Source organism: Paenibacillus sanfengchensis, from assembly GCF_036864765.1.
Classification (GTDB): domain Bacteria; phylum Bacillota; class Bacilli; order Paenibacillales; family Paenibacillaceae; genus Fontibacillus; species Fontibacillus sanfengchensis.
The window spans coordinates 104,502-125,536 of the sequence record NZ_JBAGJC010000013.1; the positions used below are offsets into that span (position 1 = coordinate 104,502).

At 49.9% G+C, this 21,035-nt stretch carries 17 protein-coding genes, 1 tRNA gene and 1 pseudogene; 6 read left to right on the plus strand and 13 right to left on the minus strand.

Annotation, left to right across the window (positions count from 1 at the left end):
- Positions 1–33: 33 nt before the first annotated feature.
- Positions 34–915 (minus strand): LysR family transcriptional regulator, encoded by an 882-nt coding sequence (locus tag V4U84_RS21720; protein WP_334075063.1) that lies wholly within the window; start codon positions 913–915, stop codon positions 34–36.
- A 178-nt stretch (positions 916–1,093) separates the two neighbouring features.
- Here V4U84_RS21720 and glf point away from each other — a divergent pair, with 178 nt between their 5' ends.
- Both glf and V4U84_RS21730 read left to right on the plus strand, forming a co-directional pair.
- A complete protein-coding gene (gene glf / locus V4U84_RS21725) occupies positions 1,094–2,197 on the plus strand; it encodes a UDP-galactopyranose mutase (protein WP_334075062.1) in 1,104 nt (367 codons plus the stop codon).
- A gap of 227 nt (positions 2,198–2,424) precedes the next feature.
- Entirely contained in the window at positions 2,425–3,972 is a 1,548-nt protein-coding gene (locus V4U84_RS21730; protein WP_334075061.1) for a flavocytochrome c, read from the plus strand.
- Positions 3,973–4,058: 86 nt separating this feature from the next.
- On the opposite strand, the gene V4U84_RS21735 is transcribed toward V4U84_RS21730, so the two are convergent.
- The 11 genes from V4U84_RS21735 to V4U84_RS21785 all read right to left on the minus strand — a co-directional run bounded on the left by V4U84_RS21735 (position 4,059) and on the right by V4U84_RS21785 (position 14,090).
- Positions 4,059–5,036 carry an aldo/keto reductase gene (locus V4U84_RS21735; RefSeq protein WP_334077960.1) on the minus strand — a complete coding sequence of 326 codons (978 nt, stop codon included), beginning with the start codon at positions 5,034–5,036 and terminating at the stop codon, positions 4,059–4,061.
- Positions 5,037–5,053: 17 nt separating this feature from the next.
- Complete coding sequence (gene gtfA / locus V4U84_RS21740; protein WP_334077961.1) at positions 5,054–6,523, minus strand: sucrose phosphorylase; 1,470 nt, start codon at positions 6,521–6,523, stop codon at positions 5,054–5,056.
- 11 nt (positions 6,524–6,534) lie between these two features.
- Complete coding sequence (locus V4U84_RS21745) at positions 6,535–7,494, minus strand: carbohydrate kinase family protein (RefSeq protein WP_334077962.1); 960 nt, start codon at positions 7,492–7,494, stop codon at positions 6,535–6,537.
- A 21-nt stretch (positions 7,495–7,515) separates the two neighbouring features.
- Entirely contained in the window at positions 7,516–8,595 is a 1,080-nt protein-coding gene (locus tag V4U84_RS21750) for a Gfo/Idh/MocA family protein (protein WP_334077963.1), read from the minus strand.
- Between the two features lie 21 nt (positions 8,596–8,616).
- Positions 8,617–9,411: a carbohydrate ABC transporter permease gene (locus V4U84_RS21755; RefSeq protein ID WP_334077964.1), complete on the minus strand. Its 795-nt coding sequence runs from the start codon at positions 9,409–9,411 to the stop codon at positions 8,617–8,619.
- Positions 9,412–9,484: 73 nt separating this feature from the next.
- Complete coding sequence (locus V4U84_RS21760; RefSeq protein WP_213508146.1) at positions 9,485–10,369, minus strand: carbohydrate ABC transporter permease; 885 nt, start codon at positions 10,367–10,369, stop codon at positions 9,485–9,487.
- 78 nt (positions 10,370–10,447) lie between these two features.
- Positions 10,448–11,746, minus strand: coding sequence for an ABC transporter substrate-binding protein (locus V4U84_RS21765; RefSeq protein WP_334077965.1), 1,299 nt, complete (start codon positions 11,744–11,746; stop codon positions 10,448–10,450).
- Positions 11,747–12,010: 264 nt separating this feature from the next.
- Positions 12,011–13,027, minus strand: coding sequence for a LacI family DNA-binding transcriptional regulator (locus V4U84_RS21770; RefSeq protein WP_334077966.1), 1,017 nt, complete (start codon positions 13,025–13,027; stop codon positions 12,011–12,013).
- Positions 13,028–13,508: 481 nt separating this feature from the next.
- On the minus strand, positions 13,509–13,646 hold the full coding sequence (locus tag V4U84_RS21775) for a hypothetical protein (RefSeq protein WP_334075053.1): 138 nt from the start codon (positions 13,644–13,646) through the stop codon (positions 13,509–13,511).
- A gap of 30 nt (positions 13,647–13,676) precedes the next feature.
- Positions 13,677–13,808 (minus strand): hypothetical protein, encoded by a 132-nt coding sequence (locus tag V4U84_RS21780; RefSeq protein WP_334075052.1) that lies wholly within the window; start codon positions 13,806–13,808, stop codon positions 13,677–13,679.
- 212 nt (positions 13,809–14,020) lie between these two features.
- Positions 14,021–14,090, minus strand: a tRNA-Glu gene (locus tag V4U84_RS21785).
- Positions 14,091–14,144: 54 nt separating this feature from the next.
- On the opposite strand from V4U84_RS21785, the gene V4U84_RS21790 reads away from it, so the two are divergent.
- A complete protein-coding gene (locus V4U84_RS21790; protein ID WP_334075051.1) occupies positions 14,145–15,272 on the plus strand; it encodes an SDR family NAD(P)-dependent oxidoreductase in 1,128 nt (375 codons plus the stop codon).
- Positions 15,273–15,898: 626 nt separating this feature from the next.
- Here the strand turns inward: V4U84_RS21790 and V4U84_RS21795 are convergent.
- Positions 15,899–18,838 (minus strand): glycoside hydrolase family 3 protein, encoded by a 2,940-nt coding sequence (locus tag V4U84_RS21795; protein WP_334077967.1) that lies wholly within the window; start codon positions 18,836–18,838, stop codon positions 15,899–15,901.
- 165 nt (positions 18,839–19,003) lie between these two features.
- Between V4U84_RS21795 and V4U84_RS21800 the strand changes: the two genes are divergently transcribed.
- The 3 genes and pseudogenes from V4U84_RS21800 to V4U84_RS21810 form a co-directional block, all read left to right on the plus strand.
- A complete protein-coding gene (locus V4U84_RS21800) occupies positions 19,004–19,201 on the plus strand; it encodes a hypothetical protein (RefSeq protein WP_334077968.1) in 198 nt (65 codons plus the stop codon).
- A 175-nt stretch (positions 19,202–19,376) separates the two neighbouring features.
- Positions 19,377–20,378 carry a LacI family DNA-binding transcriptional regulator gene (locus V4U84_RS21805; protein WP_334077969.1) on the plus strand — a complete coding sequence of 334 codons (1,002 nt, stop codon included), beginning with the start codon at positions 19,377–19,379 and terminating at the stop codon, positions 20,376–20,378.
- Between the two features lie 91 nt (positions 20,379–20,469).
- Positions 20,470–20,577: pseudogene (locus V4U84_RS21810) on the plus strand (CPBP family glutamic-type intramembrane protease); the annotation flags it as partial.
- Positions 20,578–21,035 lie beyond the last annotated feature (458 nt).

Consider the following 21,035-nt stretch of genomic DNA (forward strand, 5'->3'; position numbering starts at 1 on the left):
AAAAAAGCCGTTTTGATGGCCCCCTCCGGCCCATCAAAACGACTTACATTTCTCTTTCACATAGTTTTGAAACAACGCGACCGCCTTGGATTGGACCCCTCTTTTTCTGTAGACCAGATAGATATCCTGCGGGATCTTTTCCTTCAGCCTGATCCATTTTAAGTTGTCATTCCGAAGCGATTCCTCAACAAAATCGATGGAAACCGCCACAGCTCCGTATTGTTCGCACAGCCGGTGGGCGGAAATCAAATTGCCGAATTCATGGACGACCTTAGGCGTAAATCCATATTCCAGGCATTTTTCGATAAACCCGCTTTCTTTCCCCTGACCCGCTGATTTCGTAACTAATTCTTCGTTAGCCAGCTCGAGGATCGAGATCTCATTCTGCCGGGCGAGCGGGTGTTCTTTGGAGACGACGACAACCACTTCGCCGCCGGCGAGCCGCTCGAACTCACATTCCTCCACTTCCGCTGTCCCGATGACCAGGCCGACATCCACTTCCTCCTCGAACATTTTGGAGATCGGATAATCATCCGGGTATTCCTTCAGTTTAATCTGGATATCCGGATGGTCTTTCGAGAATCGATACAATAGGTCGACCGGGAGCACGGAGGTGATCGAGTAGGTGATCAGAACGTTCAACAAACCTTTGCGGCCGCTGATAATGCTGATTTCTTTTTTGATATCTTCAATCAGGTAATGGATATGCTTGGCCCGGGCATGCAGCAATTCGCCCGCCTGGGTGGCCTCCATCCCCCGAGGGCCTCTGTAAAACAATTCAGCTTCCAGTTCCAGCTCCAATTGCCGGATCGTTTTGCTGATTCCCTGCGGTGTTATGTACAGGTCCTTCGCGGCCGCGGTAACGCTCTTCTTCTCATAGACTTTAATGAAATATTCCAGTGCCTCTGTATTCATGCTGGTTGAACCCCCTGATTCCATACCCTCCGAACCTGCGAACCGGATGGTATGGTTTAGTATAACATATTGGAAGGTTGGGGTGGTTTGTAGTTGATCGCGTTCGTTTTATGCTAAGATGTGAATGTGTTTCTGGATGCCGGCACAGACAATCACGAAAAATAAGGAGTTTCCCACCATGTACGATTACTTAATTGTCGGTGCAGGCTTGTTCGGCGCCGTATTTGCTTATGAAGCGGGATTGAGAGGCAAAACCTGCCTGGTCATCGATAAAAGAGACCATATCGGCGGAAATGTCTATACGGAGGAAATCGAGGGGATTCAGGTTCACAAATATGGAGCCCATATTTTTCATACGAACAGCAAAACCATTTGGGATTATGTGAATCGCTTCGCGGAATTCAACCGTTATACCAATTCTCCGATCGCCAATTACAAAGGGGAAATCTATAATCTTCCCTTTAATATGAATACCTTCAACAAACTGTGGGGAACAGCTACTCCGGAGGAAGCCCAGCGAAAAATTGATGAGCAGCGAAAAGCGGCTGGGATTACGGAGCCCCAAAATTTGGAGGAACAAGCGATTTCTTTGGTCGGAACCGATATTTACGAGAAACTCATTAAGGGTTACACGGAAAAACAATGGGGAAGATCCGCAAAAGAACTGCCCGCGTTTATCATCAAGCGTCTGCCCGTCCGGTTCACGTATGACAATAACTACTTTAACGACCGCTATCAAGGCATTCCGGTCGGCGGTTATCGGGCCATCATCGAGAAGATGCTTGCGGGAGCGGACATCGAGCTGAATGTCGATTTTTTTGCCGTCAGAAGCGAGCTTGAACAGCGGGCCAGAAAAGTCGTTTATACCGGTATGATTGACCAGTACTACAACCACCGATACGGTGTACTCGAATATCGAAGCTTGCAGTTTGAAACGAAAGTGCTGGATACAGCCAACTTCCAGGGAAATGCCGTGGTTAACTATACGGACCGGGAAACGCCTTGCACCCGCATTATCGAGCACAAGCATTTTGAATTCGGCACGCAGGATAGAACGGTCATTACGGAGGAATATCCGACGGAGTGGAAGCCCGGTGATGAGCCGTATTATCCGATCAACAACGAGAAGAACAATGAAATCTACCAACAATACAAAGCGCTAGCCGAGGAGGAACGGAATGTCATTTTCGGCGGACGGTTAGCCACGTACAAGTACTATGATATGCATCAAATCATCGGAGCTGCTTTGGCGGCGGTCGATCGGGAGTTTGAAGAAAGCTAGGCCCGTCGGTAACAGAAGCGGGGCTTATTACTTAAAAAGCAAGACTCGCCAGGCCCTACGCTTGGCGCGGTCTTGCTTTTTTCTTGCACAGACAAACTTCACAACGGTTGTGAAATACTTCACAATAAATAAGATAAACCAGTGGTATAGTGAAAACGGTGAATTCGGAGAGCCGGATGCTCCCGGGTAGCCTAAATAACTAGAGATATTAAAGTGGAGGGTTCAACATGAAAAGGAAAGCATCAGCATCGCTCATCCTCATCCTCTCGCTTATGCTCGTGATCGCGGGTTGCGGCGGCGGAAACCAGAATCAAAAGGAGAGCCAAAACCAAGGTGGCGCGCAAAAGGAAGCCACCGCACAGGAAACGCAGAAGGCGGAAGCCGTTTCGGGCGCATCCGAGAAAAGCTACACCCCATTCGACCAACTGAAGGACAGCTACGATATCATCATCGTCGGGGCGGGCGGAGCCGGAATGTCGGCCGCGCTGGAGGCTAAAGCCAGCGGCATGAACCCGGTGATCTTTGAAAAAATGCCGGTAGCCGGCGGGAATACAACGAAATCCTCGTCAGGCATGAACGCATCGCAAACCAAGTTCCAAAAAGAGCAGGGCATTGAGGACAGCAATGATCTGTTTTACGAGGAAACTTTAAAAGGCGGCCACGGCACCAACGACAAAGAAATGCTCCGCTTCTTCGTGGATCATTCCGCGGAAGCGATCGATTGGCTGGACTCTATCGGAATCCGCTTGAACAATCTTACGATTACGGGCGGCATGAACGAAAAACGCACGCACCGTCCGGAAGACGGCTCCGCGGTAGGCCAATACCTCGTCAGCGGTTTGGTGAAAAATGTGCAAGAGCAAGGCATTCCGCTCTTTGTGAACGCCGATGTCAAGGAGATTACCCAGCAGGACGGAAAGGTGAACGGCGTCAAAGTTCTTTTTAACCAAGCGGACGAGAAAACCATTACCGCAAAAGCCGTAGTGGTGACTACCGGCGGATTCGGCGCCAACATGGACATGATCTCCAAAGTCAGACCCGATTTGAAAGGATATGTAACGACGAACCAAATCGGCAGCACCGGGGACGGCATTCAAATGATTGAAAAATTGGGCGGAACCACGGTCGATATGGATCAAATCCAGGTTCACCCGACGGTACAACAGGAAAAATCCTATCTGATCGGGGAAGCGGTTCGCGGGGAAGGCGCGATCCTCGTCTCCAGCGAAGGCAAACGGTTCACCAACGAACTGGATACCCGCGATAAAGTGACCGCCGCCATCAACGGGCTTACTGAAAAATCAGCTTATCTTGTCTTCGATTCCGGCGTTAAATCCCGCGCCAAAGCGATCGCACAGTACGAAAAAATGGGCTTTGTTATCCAGGGAGATACCGTGGAAGCCCTGGCCAAAGCCATGAATGTTCCGGCCGATCAGCTGCAAAAAACGCTGGATACCTGGAACAGCGCCGTGAAGAATAAAAAGGATGCCGAATTCGGCAGAACGACCGGGATGGACAATGATTTGTCCGGCGCACCATACTACGCCATCAAAATCGCTCCCGGCATTCACTACACGATGGGCGGCGTGAAAATCAACACGAATACGGAAGTATTGAATAAAGAAGGCAAAGCGATCCCGGGCCTTTTCGCCGCGGGCGAAGTGACCGGCGGCCTGCACGGCCAAAACCGGATCGGCGGCAACTCCGTGGCCGAGATCATCATTTTTGGCCGCCAAGCCGGCATTAAATCGGCGGAGTTTGTGAAGGGGAAGTAAGAAAACAAGAACAAACGATGCAACAAAACAAAACGCTTGGGCCGGGTAGGCCCAAGCGTTTATCGTTTTTGATTTGTTATTTCAAGTCAAGGCAAGCCTACACCTCGAGAACTAACGTATAAGGTGTACCATTCATCACGGCTTAATACGATGTTTTCGGCTTCCGCACACGCCCGAATTCGGGAGGGGTTGGTTGTCCCGATGACCGGTTGGATGGCGGCGGGGTGTTTCATCAGCCATGCAAGCACGATCGCTTCCGGCGAAGTTTGCTTCTCTTCCGCCAGCCGTTTCACCAGCAAAGCCGTTTTCTTTACATTTTCGTCTTCATTCTCCAGGCTGGCTCCTGAGTATAAGCCTTTGGCCAATGACCCCCAAGCTTGAAGCTGAATGTTTTCCAACTGGCAGTATTCGAGCGTGCCCTCGGGAAAAATATTGCCCTTCGCCGCGTCTTGATTCACATGGATGCCGGTTTCAAGCCAACCGATTTTGTGCAAGCTCAATTCCAATTGGTTGACCACCAGTTTTTCACTGCAATGGGCTTGCAATAAACGAATTTGCCCGGCGCTCATATTGGAAACGCCAAAATAGCGGACTTTTCCCGACGCTTTGAGCTGATGAAAGGCCTCCCCTACTTCCCGCGCGTCCATGAGCGCGTCCGGTCGATGCAAGAGCAGAATATCCAGGTAGTCAATCCCCAGTCTGGAAAGAATCCCGTCCACACTCTCCAAAATGTAGGCCTTGGAAAAATCATAACGCGCCGGAATGCCGCCCGCTTCATCCGGAAAGCGAATCCCTAATTTGGACTGAATGATCATTTTTTCTCTTAACTCCGGTTTTTCCTGCAACACCTGACCAAAGACGGTCTCGGCTTTTCCGAACGCGTAAATATCCGCATGATCGAACATATGGATTCCGCTGGCCAAAGCCGTTTCCACCGCTTCATGCGCCTGTTTTACATGTTCGGTTAGAATGGGATCCCGGCTCCAGCCTCCGCCAAGCCCCATACATCCAAAAATAAGCCGGCTTGCGTTCAATCCGTGATGATAAATTGGCAATACTGTCATCTTTAGCACATCCTCTGTTATACAAAATATTGTTTCATAGCTCCATGTTCATCCGTGTAATCGATCACCGACTGATTCGTTTTAAGATCAACGAACAAGGTGCACCGCGTTTCATCCTTTTGCCAGGAAAGCCGGATTTCATCCGCCGCGGAGTCAAGCACTTGGAACTCCCCGTTAAACGCCTCATGTTCATTGCGGAACCGGATCAGCTTCAACAATCTCTGAACCGCCGCTTTTTCCAAAGCCTGTTCGATTTCCCCAAGGGTAAAGTTGTGGCGGTTAATTTCCCGCCCTTCCCCGGTTTTTTTCACATTTTCCAGATCGTTTTCCCCGGCCAGCAGTCCGACATAATAGACCTGGGGTACGCCCGGCGTAAAGAACTGCAGCGCCCGGGCAGCCAAATAGGCATCGTCATCGCCATTCAGAACGGAATAATACGAACACCGAATTTGATGAACATCAAAACCATCCTCGGCTTTATGCTCGTCCGATAAAATCAGACTGAGATTCGCCCCTCTTTCCAGACAGGTATCGACTAATTTTCTCGCCTCTCGGGTATCCAGCATATCGTCCAAATCCGGCTTGACCGGAATGCCGTCATGGCAGTCCAGCATCGTAAACTGTTTAAGCGGCCGAGTCTTCAAGTATTGCTTCAGCGATTCGCCGGATTTATCGATTAACGCCTCCAGTATGCGATAAGGCAAAATGAAATCGTAGATCCAATAGCCGTGTTCCGCCAGCTTGTACTGGATGGAGTAATGAGCGTGTACTTCCGGAAGCAGTTCAATGTCCAGGGAGTCGGCAAGCTCTTTGATCCAATCGAGAAATTCGTAGATTTCCGGCTCCACGAAGAAGCAGCTCGACCCCAACTTTTTAATGACATAACCGACAGCGTCGAGACGCACAATTTTTACATGATGCCTTTTAAAATGCATAAAGAAGTCGGTAAACAACTGCTTGACCTTCGGCGAGTTGATATCCAAATCGATTTGTTCGGAAGGATCGGTTTTTCCAAATGTCGTCCACACCTTTTCTTCCCGGCCGGTTTCCTCGATGGTAAACGTTGAATACGGCAGCGGTCTGCGCAAGAACATTTTTTCAATATCCGCTTGTACCGGTTCTCCGTCTCGCCAAATCTTATCCAGCGTAATAAAATAATCAGCGTACTCGGACTTCCGGCCTTTTTGGAGAAAATCTTGAAAATACTCCGACTGCCGCGAAATATGATTCACCATCAAATCAACCAATACGTCAAAGTTTTCGCCAATCGCTTTCACATCGTCCCAGGTACCGAAATTCGGATCAATTTCCAGATACGTAAGCGGAGCAAACCCCCGGTCTCCCGAAGAAGGGAACGGCGGAAGAATATGGACCCCGCCTTTAAAAACATCCGGAAAATACGTGGAAAGAACGCGATTGAGCGTCTTTAAATCACCTCCTAACGAGTCCGGATACGTGATCAGCTGCACTTGGTTTTGGACGGTCACTTGTTCTCCTCCTATAATCCATACATGTTTTTTATGACTTCCAGCCTTGGCAAATCGACAATGGCGCCGGTATATTTCAACTTATATGCGCTGACCGCAAACCCCAGGGCCAAGGCTTGTCTTATGGTATACCCTTTTACCGCCGCCGCGTAAAATCCCGACCAAAAAGCGTCTCCCGCGCCCGTCGTATCCGCCACCTCGGTGGCCAAGGTGTCGAAGCGGACGGTTTCCGTACCGTTGGAAACCAGGGCGCCGTCTTTTCCCAAGGTCAGGATGACGAGTTTCGCGCCAAGCTTCAGAAACGTTTCCAGATAACGTTCTGGAGTTTGTTTTCCAAACAATCTTTCCGCATCGTCTTCGGACGGTTTTACAATATCCACCTTCCCGATGATCGACTTCACATATCGGACGCCATCCTCACCGTCTTCCCACAGCATCGGATGATAGTTCGGATCAAAACAGACCAATAAATTATTCATTTTGGCGGTGGCTATGATCTTTTCAATCGTGTCTCTCGCCGGTCTTCTGGATAGGGGCCAGCAGGAAAAATGTACGATTTTGGAGTTTTTCAAACCCTCTTCAAGCTCCGGGGTGTAAGACAGATGATAATCCGCGCCCCGGTAAAAAATAGGAATCGGTGTGGAGCGGCTTTTGGTTACGACAACCATGCTTGTGGAATAATCCGCCGCCCTTTGAACATATCCCGTATCGATTCCGGCGTTTTCTAATTCATGAATTAAAAAAGAGCCTAGCCCGTCTTCCCCCGTAGCCGAGGCAACAACCGCCCGTATCCCCAATTTCTTCGCGTTCATCGCGATATTGGAGGGCGACCCGCCAAAAAAACGATGATAAGTACCGCTTGTAGAATCATCATTATAATCCGCGGAGATCATATCGATCAGAATTTCTCCCGCCATGAACAGATCGTTTACGTTGTTTTTAAGCTCGATGCGATGATCAAAATTAAACATGTCAGTCCCCCCGGAATCCGCCTACTTCGCCCATATTCTTGTTGAAGTTCTTACTTCTTGGTTCGGATTTTTAAGCGCCGTGTCCATCATCAAAGAAATATAAGTATCTTGCAGCGCTTCTTTTAAAGAATAAAACTCGGTTCCCGTGGCCAGGTATTCACCCATCCGATCCAGGCATGTGGACACGGCAATTTCATCATCGTTCAATCGGGCATTCGCAAACGGATTCCTGTACACAAACTCTTCACCCAACATAATTCCGTTGTGGGACCATTCCTGATTATTGTATTTTCCTAAGTCGATGCGGTTTAATTCCTGCGTTACCGGCACGTTGTCGGACGTAAGATACCGAACGGTCAAGTCGTCGATCTCCCCTCTTACGCCTTGCACGGTCAGTTGGCGGGTACGGATAAACGAGTGGTATTGCGCCGGATCGGAAAAATCAAAAAACGCGACTTTTCCATGGTCGAATTCCAAAGTCAAACGGTCCCTGGTACAGGAAAAAATCTTCCCGTCAAAGTCCATACCTTCACGTCCGTAGGTTTCCGTCACATCGAAGGAAAACCTTTTCCCATAGATCATGCAGTTTTCAAATCCTGCGTTCAAATACTTCCTGATAATGCTGACGCCATGATACCCATGCAGGGACGATAGATTGATATTGCTGATTTCCCCGAGTTTACCGTCCTGGATCACTTTTAACCAAGCGGCATATAACGGTTGTACGAAGTATTGTTCGGCGATTTGAATTCTGGCGTTATACTGATTGGCTTGTTCCCACAGCTCTTCCAAGGCCTCCACCGTTTCTCCCGGCGGGGTCTCGCACAAGACGGGGATCCTCTTTTTAAATATATCGATTAGATAATCGGTAACAATACCTCTTTTGACGGATAACACCACGAAATCGGGCTCGTCCTTCATTAGCTCGTCCAGCGACTGGACGACGTTAACTCCAAACTTCCGCGCGAACGCTTCCCCTTTTTCCCGGCTGCGGATCAGCACCCCGGTTAATTCGAACCTCTCGGGAAGGGCCTTTGCGATACGAATGTAAAATTCGGCTCTCCATCCTGAACCGATAAGACCAAATTTAATTTTACTCATCCTCATTCTCCCTTTGCTGTTTTATCCTTTAATTCCCCCGGAGGTTAAGCCGGCGATGATTTTCTGCTGGAAGATTAAAACCAACACGATAAGCGGAACCGTGACCACAATCGATGCCGCCGCCATGTCACCCCATGGCAGTTCATAATTGCTGGGAAACAACGCGATCCCCACCGGTACCGTGCGCATGCTGTCATCCGTCATAAAAGTTAAACTATAAATGTACTCATTCCAGGAATTGATAAAAACCAACAGGCCTACCGAAAAGGTGGCGGGTTTAATGAGCGGCAGCATAATTCTGAAAAAAGTTTGCAGTCTGGAACAACCATCGATGGTTGCCGCTTCTTCGAACCCCTTCGGCAGTTGACTGAAGAAGTTCGTTAATAACCAGATCGCCATAGGCAAGGCAAATGTGGTATAAGGGATAACTAATCCGGCATAAGTATTTAGCAGGTTCATATTTTTCAAAATTAAAAATAAAGGGCTGACTGTGGAAATCGTCGGAAACATAGAAATCGTCAGGATCGACAGCAGGATGACTTTTTTTCCTTTAAAGCGCAGTCTCGCCAAGGCATAGGATGCCGATGCGCCGATTAAAATGCTTACAACGGTGGTGATCGTAGCAACAATCACACTGTTCAATAAATACCTGGCAAACGGATGTTTCTGGAATACATTAAAATAGTATTCTACGTTAATAGTGCTCGGTATCCATTTGGCCGGAATAGCCGATATCTCCGCAAGCGGTTTGATTGACGTTAAAAATTGCCAGATATAGGGCAGCAAAATGAAGGCTAAAAACAATAAAACCAGCACATATAACAAGCTTGACTTGAACGTTCTCGATACCTTAAGATCCACCGTAACCTTCCCCCTTTCCGAATATATTTTAGGCAAGATTTTTGCCGATCGATTTCATATAAATTAAGCTAATGGCAAATACAACTAAGAAGATCAGAACGGACAGCGCCGAACCATAGCCGAAATTCAGGAACTTCATGAGGTGGGTGTAAGCATATAAAGATACGCTTTCCGAACCGTTTGCCCCGCCGGTCATGACGGAAACCAAATCGAATACCCTGAACGCGTCGATCGTTCTGAAAAGAAGAGCGACGAGCACGGTGCTCTTGACCATCGGTAAAGTAATTTTTACGAATGCCTGAAAAGAATTGGCGCCGTCGATTTTTGCCGATTCATACAAATCGCCGGGAATCATTTGCAGCCCCGCCAAGATAAGCAACGCCATAAACGGAGCCGTCTTCCAGACATCCGCAATCACCAGCGCCATAAATGTACCGCTTTCCGTACTTAACCAAGCTCGGTAGCCATCGATCAGCCCAAGTCTGTAAAGCACATCATTAAACAAACCGTACTGGTCATTATATATAAATTTCCACATCAGGGCCGATACGGTAGTCGGAATCGCCCATGGAATAAGAATCGCCGCTCTAACCAGCCCTCTGCCTTTAAACGTTTTGTTCATAATCATCGCCGCAGCAAAGCCGACGACTAATTCAAAAAAAACGGTCGCTATCGTAAATTTAAAGGTAAAAAAAATCGAAGCTCCCGCTCTCCCGTCCCGAAATATATCCGAGTAATTTTTAAAACCGACAAATGGATATCCTGAGCCCGGGTCTGTTAACACCATTTCATGCAGACTTAACCAAAATGTCCTTAAAATCGGATAAACCGCAATGACCAATAAAATAATTAGCGCAGGGAACATCATCAGCCAGGCATCTCTAGTTTCCTTTCTTTGCTGTAAACTCTTCATCCCCTCATTAACTCCTTCTGATGACATGGGCTGCGGAACATCCGGTGCCAACCCGCAGCCCATGCCGGTTTAATTTCTTTATTTGCTCAATGCTTCAAGATCGCCTTGAATGTTGTCCAAAGCCGTTTTTATATCGATATGATCCGACAGTGCCGCATGGATGTTAGTTTGAATCGAATCGGAAACTCTGGAATATTGAGGAGACATCGGTCTTGCCTTCCCATTCATAATAATGTTATAGAAATCCGCGTAGAATGGATTCGCTTTCAAAACTTCGGGGTCTTGATAAACTGCTTTTAATACCGGTGGTTGCGCTGCGATCAAATTCATCTTCTTCTGTACGCTTTCGCTGGACAAATATTTGATAAAGTCGACGGCAGCTTCTTTATGTTCATCATCAATGTACTTATTGATTACCAGATTCAGACCGCCCAAGGTGGAATGCCCCTCAGTTCCCTTAGGACCAACCGGTAAAGCGGTAACGCCCACTTTATCCTTGACTTTGGAACCTTCCTTGTTGGCTTGGCTCCAGAATCCGGACCAATCCCGGATAAACAGCGCTTTGCCGTCCAGGAATACCTGTTCGCTTTCCGGTTCCGTATAAGTCGTTACCCCTTCGGGAGCATAGTTTTTGACCATATCAAGCATGATTTGGGTCGCTTCGATATTATTCTCCGAATTGACAACCGGTTTGCCTGATGCATCCAGGACCTCTCCGCCGTTGTTGGCTACATATTCAACCCAGTTGCATACCAACGCTTCGGACAGCGCCGCTTGAAAAACCCCTGTGTATTGAATATCGTTCTTCCCCTGCACTTTGCTTTGCAGATCCATCCAACCTTGATACGTAGTAGGCGGCTCTACCCCCAATTGATCGAGTACGTCTTTACGGTAAAAGAGAGCGCTTGCATTTGTGAACCACGGAAAAGCGACAAGCTTATCGTTGTATGTCGCCGTTTCAATCGTACCCGGCAAATATTTATCCTGCGTTGCCTGATCAAAATACGGGGTTAGATCGGTTAACCACTCGGCCGCCGCAAACTCCGCCACAAAGACCACGTCCAAAGCCATCACGTCCACGCTTTTATCGCCCGAGGCCAGTTTATTGACAAAATCATCGTGGACCACATTGGCGTCCTGCGGCAAGATTTTCGTTTTGACAACGTATTTATCCTGGCTTGCGTTGTATTCATCGACAAGCGTTTGCGCCGGCTTTCCGATCCCTTGGTCAAACGAAAAAGTGATGGTCACCGGCTCCTTGGCGTTTGTTGATTCCGACTCCGACTCAGCCGAATTCCCAGCGCAACCTGCCAACGAAAAAACGAGAGAAGCTGCAACCAACGGCATCCATAATTTTTTTCCTTTTAACAATGTCATGAAAAAACCCCCATTGAAGTAAAATTGTTAGTTCCCAACAAATAGAAGCGCTTTCTTAAATGATTAAAAAAATTACCCCCCCACTTTTAATCACCTTTTAGGAAAACCTTTTCCCGTTAGACAAAACAATCACCACACATTTTTACCTTTAATTCCCCCTTGTTTTAGTTAAAGTCTAGCTTTTGTATCCACATCGGGAAAACCTTTTCCTGATGTGGATACATTATACCCCGGATTTTTAGTGAAAATCAATAGAAATATTAATTATATTTTTCGCACACTAATTCTTCTTATTATTTTATGGGGAATAAATTGGGTTGTCGGTATGGCTTGCTGTTTATGATGAATCAGCTTGAACAGGGTCTTGACCGCTTTAAGTCCCTCATCAAAATACGAAATCCGCACCGTTGTCAATTCGGGACTGAAGTACTTTCCGAACTCCAAGTCGTCGAACCCCATAATGGAAATATCGGCAGGCACCGAAACTTTTGCCGTTTTTAAAAATCGTATGGCCCCGATCGCCATCACATCGTTGCACGCCATTACAGCGGTTGGCAGGGCACTATTTTCTTCATATATTTTTCTCATACAATCATACCCGGAATCGAAAGAAAAATTTCCATGTTCGATATAAGAAGCCGGAACTTCAATGTTGTGTTCTTTTAGAGCCAGCCTATATCCCGTTAAACGTTTCTGTCCGGAGGAATAGTCGTTTTCCGGCCCGCCTATAAACGCTATCTTATGATGTCCGTTTTCAATTAAAAAAGAAACCGCATCATACACGGCCTTCACATTGTCATGAATGACCGTGTGAATGATCTCTTCTCCTTCCGAAGCTTCTTGTGTGACCAATACGATGGGATATCCTTGCCGTTTCATCTCTTCTACCAAAGCAGAATTAACATCAACTCCCGCAAACAAAACGCCATCTACTTTTTTATCGGCCAAAACACCTAACAATTCAACTTCCTTTTCCTGCTGCCCCCCCGATTCACAAACCATTAAAGTATAACCTTTCTGTTGGCAAAAGCTGTTAATCCCCCTGGTCAATGCCCCGAATACCGGATTCGAAATGTCGGGAACGATGATCCCGATGATGTTTGTTTGATTCGTGATTAACCCTCTTGCCAAAGAATTAGGCTTGAAATTTCTTTTTTGAATCACATCATTGACTCTTTTTTTCAGCTCAGGACTGACCGCTTTAGAATTATTGATGACCCTTGAAACGGTCGCGACCGAAACCTGCGCCTCTTTGGCGATATCTTCAATCGTAACTGACATGACACCACTCCTAAAAACTCGCTTATCGTCTTGTCGCCCGGATCATTCCGAACGCAATCTAAACCTAATCTTGCCAATATTTTAACATTAAATCAACATTTATTCTTCTCCCCTCCAAAAACCAATGTCGAATGATTCATTTACGTTCCCTGCCGTCACTTTTATTATTTCCGGAATGCAGATGAATAGTGCCGTGAAGAATAAAAGAACCTCAAACGCCGACTTCAACTCAAACGTTTGGGGTTCTCGTTTGGGGTTCTTTTATGTGATGGCTTAAAGCCTACGCTGTCTAAAGATTCTCAGAAAAATGATTATTATTTTGAATCCAAAGCCTCCACATCACTTCTGAATGCTTCTTTATACTGTTTAAACAGACCGGTATCATACTCGTAGCTCTTATCCTCAGCTTTAGGCGGGTTCTCTTTCAGCTTGGCATACAGCAGCGTGTCGATTTCGCCGGAAAGCTTGGTCCATACCTGTTTTACATCACGAAGTCAATGTCCAAAGTCTCTCCGGTGCTGCCTGCCCCGCTGCTCGCATACCAGCTTAAGTTGACGAAACCTTCATTCCAGATATCGGAGGTAACAAAGTTCTGGATCTCGCTGAGTTTGGACTCCATGGTAGGGCGGCTCCTTTGGCCAGCGAAGTTTCAAGCGATTTCTGAATCGCTTCGGTCAGTTTTTTCTTCATCGGTCTTTTCCTTGCCCGCACATCCGGTAAATACCAGAGAAATCGCCAAGATCAAACCGATCCATAGACTCCCTTTTGCCTTTTTAAACACGGTCGACTACTCCCTCTCTGTTATACATTTCCTTATTTATTACCGGGTTCATTTTCTAAATTTTGGACATAATCTGGGCAAATAGCACAAAAAAAGCCCTCCATTCGATAGAACGAATGAAAGGCTTCTCCGAAGCATGAAATAGAAAGGTGAGGAGGAGTGGGACCTCCATCTCCCCCTTAGCGGGGGGGTGTTTTGATTAAACTATCACCCTACACAGGAAGGATTGGATACCTTCATCTCCTGCGTGAAAGGCAGGCGCCTTAATTAAGCCACTGTGTGGGAAAATTTTAACATATGCTATGATGGATGTAAATCTTTTCTCAAGGTGGTAAGATGAAGAACCCCGGAATGACAACCGAAAAAACCGAAAACGGCCGCAAACCTAGATGTTATATATGCAAAGAACCGAATCCGATCGTACACGACCACTATACCCGATTGTGCCGGGCCTGCGGGGAATTTAATGAAATGAAACGGACGGCCGTGCACCGATTGGATGCGTTCACCGCGTTGGTGACGGGCGGCCGCACCAAAATAGGCTACCATACGGCACTGCGTCTGCTTCGGGACGGTGCGCGGGTGATTTTGACGACCCGTTTTCCGTATGATGCCCTGCAGCGTTATATCCAAGAACCCGATTTCGACCATTGGAAGGATCGCATTCATATTTACGGGCTGGATTTTCGCCAGATCGAGAGAGTCGAGAGGTTTGCCCACTATATCGATCAAGAGTTCCCCTATATCGACATCATTATCAATAATGCCGCGCAGACGGTAAGAATGACGCCGGAAGAATACGAGACGTTGACGCTCCAAGAAGCGAAGCTTCAAAATCAACTTTCGGGTGGAGAGGAACGACTGCGGTTGCCCGACGGGATGGTTCTTCCCCGCATCGCCCTTCAGATCGGCAGCGAAGAAGCGGCGAAGCCGCCGATTCCGCAAATGCTGGAACCGGAGTCAAGCCCGGCGCTCTCCGTATCGCAATTGCAGAATTCGTGGACGGCGGAGTCCCATCAGATCTCTGTAATGGAGATGCTCGAAGTGCAGTTGATCAATGTGACCGCTCCTTTTTTGATCAATACCAAACTGAAGGAGGCCATGATGCGAAGCCCCCACCGCAACCGCTTCATCGTGAATGTGTCCGCCGCGGAAGGCCGGTTCCAGACGAAAAGAAAAGGCGGTTACCATGTTCACACCAACATGGCGAAGGCCTCGCTGAATATGATGACCCTCACCATGTCTAAAGAGTACAAGAAGGAGCGCATTTTCATGACTAGCGTGGACCCCGGTTGGGTTTCCAACCAATTTCCCGAGAAGGTGCAGACCCGCAAGGCGATCGAATTGCCTCTGGACTTCGAGGATGCCGCGGCCAGAATCTGTGACCCGATCTATGAAGGCAAAGACGCGGATCGCCCTTGGACCGGAGTATTTCTGAAGGATTACAGACCGGTGGATTGGTGAAGCGGAATGGCCCTAGCTTCCCGCACGCCGAAATAGCGGCCTTTTGGGACGCTGCTATTTCGGTCTAATTCGGCTCCGCGAGAGAAATAGCGGTCAAGAACGGCCTTATTTCGCTGCGACGAGCCCCAAAAGCAGGGTTATACCCGATTTTCCCCAAAATAAGGCCCCAAAAGGACCGCTATTTCCTACCGCACCGCAGGTTCTACAGTTAGGAAGTCTAACGGCCGTGAGAGCCGTTATGTTGCGATTGAATCACGTATTGGGATTTTAACGGTCGTGTGGACCGTTATTTACCTTCATTTTGACCAAAACAGCCATACTTATATGAAATAGGGGCCGTGGCGGCCGTTAGAATTTGGAGTCAGCGCAAACAGGGCAAATAACGGCTGTGGCGACCGTTAGCATGGTTTAGAGGCGGAGATGACGATCTAAGTTCGACATGTTGCTTGCCGAAGCGGCGGATTGGCCCCAAATGGGCAGCATCAAGGAAGGTTTGATGCAACGTCATTGGGCCCTTATCCCGAGGACGCCCAACCGCCGCACACCCCACACCCCACAAAAAGAACCCCGGACGGATTCCAAAAGAATCAGCCCGGGGTTCAATCATCCCTTATTCAGCAGGAGCTTTATGAAAATTGGATCTCGCTGATCGAGACCGCTCCCGCCAGGACGAGATACACGTCCTGCCGTCCGGCTACGCCGCTCAGTTCGCACGCGTAATCCTTCCACTCCCGAGAACCGCTCGTCGCGTTCGTGTGCATGGCCAGCTTGCCCGCAAGCGCTCCTTGCGGCGATCCCAGGCGCACCTCGACGGCGGAGTCCGCCGCGCCGACGGCCGCGCGCACGCGCAGCGCCCCTATGCCGCATCCGAATTCCGCGTCCGTAAATGCGATCCACCCGCTCGCGCTTTTCAGCTCAACCGCGCTGCCGCCTTCCGTGCCCTCCCCGATCAATACACCTTCGTAGTCGTCGTAATTGATCGCCTGGGTCGGCCGCTTCAGATCACGCGGAGGAATCGTCTCGCCGTCCACGGTCAGGCCGGCCGACAGCGGCAGATTCTCCGAGGAGGCACCGGCCATAAGCGTATAGGTGCCGCTTTCGATACAGTAACGCTCGCGCGTCACATCCCAGATCGCCAGCTGCGAGACCGGAATGGCGAATTCGACCTCGGCCGTCTCGCCCGGCTGCAGCATCACCCGGCGGAAGCCGAGCAGCTGTTTGCGCGGACGTTTTACCCGGGAACGGTTGGCGCGCCCGTAGATCTGCACTACTTCCTCGCCCGGGAGCTTGCCGGTGTTCGTAACGCGGCAGGTCAGGCGAATCTGCGCCTCCGAAGAACCGGAGGCATTCAGCCGCTCCTCGGCAAGATTCAGTTCGTCATAACGGAATGTCGTATAGGACAGGCCGTGGCCGAACGGATACAAGACTTCTCCCTCAAAATATTGATAAGTTCTTCCGCCCTTGATAATATCGTAGTCCATAAACTCCGGCAGCTGGTCCACGGATTTGTACCAGGTCATGTTCAGACGACCGGCCGGATTCGTATCGCCGAACAACACGTCCGCCAGCGCATGGCCCAGCTCTTGGCCGGCATGGGACGTATACAGGACCGCCGGCACGTTGGCGTCGACCCAGTTCAGTGCGAACGGATAGCTGCCCACCACGACGACAACCGTATTCGGATTCGCCGCATACACTTCCTGAATCAGCTTCTCCTGGGACTGTGGCAACGTGATATCCGGGCGGTCGATCGTTTCCTTGCCGTTGATCAGCGGATGGTTGCCGACGAACACGATGGCCAGTTCGGCCTCCGCCGCCGCTTCCTTGGCTGCTTGGAGCCTATCCGTCACTTTCTCCAGCTCGAACTCGTCAGCATGGATGACCTTGACTTCCGCCCCCAAGACTTCGGCCGCCCCCGCGACATTGATCTCGTTCGCCGTTTCCGCCGCCCGGCCGTCGCCGACCAGCAGTTCGCCCGTCTCCCCGTTCACCGTCAGCGGTGTTCCGTTCCAGGTCGAGAACGTCACGCACGCCGGTGCATCTTCATTTTTTTCCTTCGGTTGCACCAGGAATACTTCCTTCGTGAACCACTCCCAAATCACATCCGCCGAGGCCTTGACGATCTTGTCATCCGTGGTCCAGTAACGGCTATTCTCTTCCGCGATCAAGGTGTGGCTGCCCCAGCCCCAATCCGTTATCTCGAACACCGCGGCTTCTTCCGCCTGCTCGGCCGTGGCCGCAAGCGCCGCATGCTCGCCGGCCCGGACCGTCACGTAGCGGCCGGTCTTCTTCGATTTCAAGCGGACGCGGTCCGTTCCGGCGGCAAACCGGGTCTCGGCCTGCTTCCCGGCCGCCGACAATTTCTCACGGATGCCCTGCAGCGGCGTAATCGTGTAAGGCAGCGATCCGCTGTACCAGTCACGGTAGACAATGTCGCCAAGCGGTCCGATCACGGCCACCTTGCCCAGCTTGTCTGCCCGCAGCGGAAGCAGGCCGCGGTCATTCTTCAGCAGCACGGCCGCTTTCGCGGCGGCTTCCCGCGACAGCTCCGCGTGCTCCGGCCGCAAAATGACGGATTCGTCGATCGCGGCGTACGGATTTCCCTCCTCCGGATCGAACTCGCCGAGCCGGAAGCGAACGCGGAACGTGTTGCGCAGCGCGATGTCCAGGTCGCTCTCCGAGAGCAGCCCCTCTTCCAGAGCCTCGCGCAGCGCCTGCTTGATCACGGCCGAGTCATCCGTGATGCTGTCGATGCCGCCCTCCTTCACGGAGCGGGCGACCGCTTCTTTGTACGTATCCAGGTAGCCGTGATCCCGGACGGTCCCCGTCACATCAAAAGCATCGCTCACGACGAAGCCGTCCATCCCCCACTCCTGCTTCACGATCGCTTTGACATCCGGGCTCAGATTGGCCGGCACGCCGTTGATGGCATTGTAAGCCGTCATCATCGACTGCGCGCCGCCTTCTTTGAACGGAATCTCAAACGCTTTCAAGTAATATTCCCGCATGTTGCGCGGATCAATGCTGACCGAAGCGTCGCCCCGGCCCACCTCATTGTTGTTAGCAATAAAATGCTTCAGCGTGGCAACCGCTTTCAAATAAACGGGGTGATCCCCTTGAATCCCCTGAATGAGCGCGGACGCCAGCTTCCCGGTGAGAATCGGGTCCTCCCCGTAGGCTTCTTCCGTGCGTCCCCAGCGCGGATCGCGCTCCAAATCCACCGTCGGCGCCCACAGCGTCAACCCGTTGATTTCGGGATTCCGGCGATAGAACCCTCTGGCTTCATCACCGATAACGCTGCCGATCCGTTTCATCAGCTCCGTGTCCCAGGTACAGCCCAGGCCGATCGGCTGCGGGAATCCGGTCGCCTCCCCAAGCCAGGCCATGCCATGAGCCGCTTCCGTTCCGTGTTTATACTCTTTCACACCAAGCCGCTCGACAGCCGCCTGGTACTGAGGCATCAATTCCACTTTTTCTTCCAAAGTAAAACGGGAAACCAAATCATTTACCCGTTCCTCTAACGGTAAGGATGTATCTTGAAATGGATAGCCAGTTTGTGCTGACATCGTTATCATCTCCTTCAGGCGTATTTTAAGCCAGATCGGATTTAGGGGATACCCGCAAAATTAGAGGCGTTTTCATATAGAATTCATTGGTGAAGATTGGAGAAAAGATAGGTTTGGAAATACTATGCTTATACCATGCACCATGCCCGAGAGGAGGTGAACCCGATGGACGAACAAACCGAGAAAACCAAACAACGGCTTGAGCAGGCACGGGCCAAAGATTCGACCGATGAAGGGCGTAAAGGCGCGTTTATGACAAAAGACGCGTGGAACCAGGATGGCAATCCTGCCGCGGCTGTAGACGAATTCGGCCCGGAGATGGAACAGGAGCCCCCGCCTACGCTCAACGGCAAGCCGCTGTAACCCGCACGAATGAGGGGCATTTCCCGCCCCTTTTCCCCGTATTTTCATATACTCTTCTCGAACCTCCCTCCCCGCCTTGTTGACAAAACGAAAGTGACATTCTAAGATGTGGGGTAATCGTTTACGTTGTATCGCGGCGTAAGAACAAATTATGTAGTCTGTGGGGTCAAAAGAAATGAAACCAACCATTAAGGACGTTGCGGCGAAAGCAAACGTCTCTATTGCGACGGTATCCCGAGTTTTGAACAATTTGCCCGGGTACTCCGATAAGACCAGGCAAAAAGTGTACCAAGCCATTGAAGAGCTCGGGTATCAGCCGAACGCGATCGCCCGCGGTCTCATCAATAAACGCACGCATACCCTCGGCGTCATGTTTCCGAGCGTTTCCAGCGATTTTTCTTCCGAACTTCTCCGAGGGGTGGAGGATTTCGCGCAGGATAACGGTTATAGCGTGATCGTGTGCAATACGGATTTCGACGGTAAAAGAACGCTGAAATATTTGCAGGTCCTGCGGGAAAAGCAGATCGACGGGCTGATTTTTTCAAGTGAAGTGTTGAAAAAAGAGTACTACGAAGTCCTGGAAGACATGCAAATCCCCGTCGTCCTGGTCTCCACCGAGAGCAAGTACCGGGTCCCTTATGTCAAAGTCGATGACTTCCAGGCGTCCTTTGATGCCGTGGAGTACCTGATTCATTCGGGTCATCGAAAAATCGCCCTCATCAGCGGGACGAAAAGCGATAAGATCGCCGGAATTCCAAGGATGAAAGGATACAAGAAAGCGTTGGAGAAGCATGGAATCCCTCTAAACCCAGCCTATATCGCCTACGGAGATTTCATGTTTGAGAAGGGCTGCGAGGCGATGGAGACTCTTTTGCAGAACAACCCCGACTTTACCGCGGTCTTCGCCACCAGCGACGAGATGGCCGTCGCGGCCCTTAACACCGCTGCAAAGCATGGCATCCGGGTTCCCGAGGATTTGTCCATTCTGGGTTATGACGATCTGAAACTGGCCCGGATGGTCGTCCCTCCCTTGACCACGGTTCGTCAGCCGCTGTACGACATGGGAACCATCGCCGCCCGGAAGCTGATTCGCATGATCGAAACCGGAGAAATGGAGAGCAGCCAAATCATCGCTCATTCCATTGTGGAGAGACAGACGGTGAAACCGGTTCTCTAGGATACGGTGGCCGGGTGGTCTCATTATTTTGGCTGATATTGGGGAGAGTCTCTTGCAGAAGCGCCTTTTCATCCCGGGGCTGTGAAGCGGCGGCGTTATTTTTGCGTTTGCCTACGAACGTACGGGTTCCATCTGGCCTTCCATTATCATTCACGGGGTAACCAACGGAATTATGGTTGTGTTGACGGTTATCGGGTAGGGGGAAACTAGCTCTAATCAGACATCATAGTAGGAGAAAATGAGAAAACGCCGCTTCAACTTAGGGCCTAGCGCACTTCCGACACTTCCAACTCCAAAAGATGCAAATCTGCAGGCATTTAGATCGATTCACGAGGGGATGCGAAAAAAGATGCTAATCTGCAGGTATTTCTAGCGATTTTAGAGAAACGAGCCGGTTTCGTCGAAAATTCCTGCAGATTTGCAGGAATTTTCAAATTTGGGGTCCGGACAAGAAAAAAACATGCAGATTCTCTAAGGCCCCCTAATTAAACTGGAGTCTCCCTACCCAATAATTTAAACTTAGAATAAAGGGAGATGATCGGTATGGGAAAAAGGTTGAACGAAGAAAAACGTTTAAAAGTTGTGAAAGAAGCGATGGCAGGTGTTAAGGTGGGGGTATTGGCTCGAATGTACGACGTCCACCCTGAGACTGTCCGT